Source organism: Kribbia dieselivorans NBRC 106261, assembly GCF_001552435.1.
Classification (GTDB): Bacteria; Actinomycetota; Actinomycetes; order Actinomycetales; family Dermatophilaceae; genus Kribbia; species Kribbia dieselivorans.
Genome location: NZ_BCRE01000267.1, coordinates 1 through 1,491 on the forward strand (window position 1 = coordinate 1; position 1,491 = coordinate 1,491).

General features: G+C 71.0%; 1 protein-coding gene. It reads right to left on the reverse strand.

What is annotated here, in order from left to right:
* Positions 1-15: 15 nt before the first annotated feature.
* On the reverse strand, positions 16-1,491 hold a 1,476-nt coding region (gene thiC / locus KD1_RS15715; RefSeq protein ID WP_068403472.1), incomplete at its 5' end, for a phosphomethylpyrimidine synthase ThiC.

Consider the following 1,491-nt stretch of genomic DNA (forward strand, 5'->3'; position numbering starts at 1 on the left):
CGTGGGTGGCCCGGCTCATCGCGCCGGCGCCGCGTGCCCGTCGAGGTAGACGCTCGCGCCCAGCTCGAGGAACTCCCGGCTCTTGGCGGCCATCCCGGCCTGCGCCTGGGCGACCGCGGCGGCCTGCTCCTCGGCCGAGCCGTAGGCGTCGCGGATGTCCTGGCTGATCCGCATGCTGCAGAACTTCGGTCCGCACATGCTGCAGAAGTGCGCCGTCTTGGCCGGCTCGGCCGGCAACGTCTCGTCGTGGTAGGCGATCGCGGTGTCCGGGTCGAGCGAGAGCGCGAACTGGTCGTGCCAGCGGAACTCGAACCGGGCCTTGCTCAGCGCGTCGTCACGGTCGCGCGCACCCGGGTGTCCCTTGGCGACGTCGGCGGCGTGCGCGGCGATCCGGTACGTGATGACCCCGGTCTTGACGTCGTCGCGGTTCGGCAGGCCGAGGTGCTCCTTGGGGGTGACGTAGCAGAGCATCGCGGTGCCGTGCATCGCGATGACGGCTGCCCCGATCGCGGAGGTGATGTGGTCGTACCCGGGGGCGATGTCGGTGACGAGTGGGCCGAGCGTGTAGAACGGAGCGCCGTGGCACCAGTCCTGCTCGAGCTGGACGTTCTCGGGTACGAGGTTGAGCGGGACGTGGCCCGGACCCTCGACCATCACCTGCACGTCGTGCGCCCACGCGCGCTGGGTCAACTCCCCGAGGGTGCGCAGCTCGGACAGCTGGGCCTCGTCGTTGGCGTCGGCGACCGAGCCGGGGCGCAGCCCGTCGCCGAGGGAGAACGCGATGTCGTAGCGCGCGAAGATCTCGCACAACTCGTCGAAGTGCTCGTAGAGGAACGACTCGCGGTGGTGGGCCAGGCACCACCCGGCCATGATCGACCCGCCGCGGCTGACGATGCCGGTGACCCGGTTCGCGGTCAGCGGCACGTACCGCAGCAGCACGCCGGCGTGCACCGTCATGTAGTCCACGCCCTGCTCGGCCTGCTCGATGACGGTGTCGCGGAAGACCTCCCAGGACAGGTCCTCGGCGCGCCCGTCGACCTTCTCGAGCGCCTGGTAGATCGGAACCGTGCCGATCGGCACCGGCGAGTTGCGGATGATCCACTCGCGGGTGGTGTGGATGTCGTCGCCGGTGGACAGGTCCATGACGGTGTCGGCACCCCAGCGGGTCGCCCACCGCAGCTTGTCGACCTCCTCGGCGATCGAGCTCGTCACCGCGGAGTTGCCGATGTTCGCGTTGACCTTCGTCAGGAACGCCCGGCCGATGATCATCGGCTCGCTCTCGGGGTGGTTGACGTTCGCCGGGATGATCGCCCGCCCGGCGGCGACCTCGCTGCGCACGAGCTCGACGTCACAGCCCTCGCGCAGCGCGACGTAGCGCATCTCGGGGGTGGTCACCCCCCGCCGGGCGTAGTGCATCTGGGTCACGGTGCGCCCCTGCCGGGCCCGCAGCGGCTCCCGGCGCGGGCCGCGCCACGCCTGGGAGGCCTCACC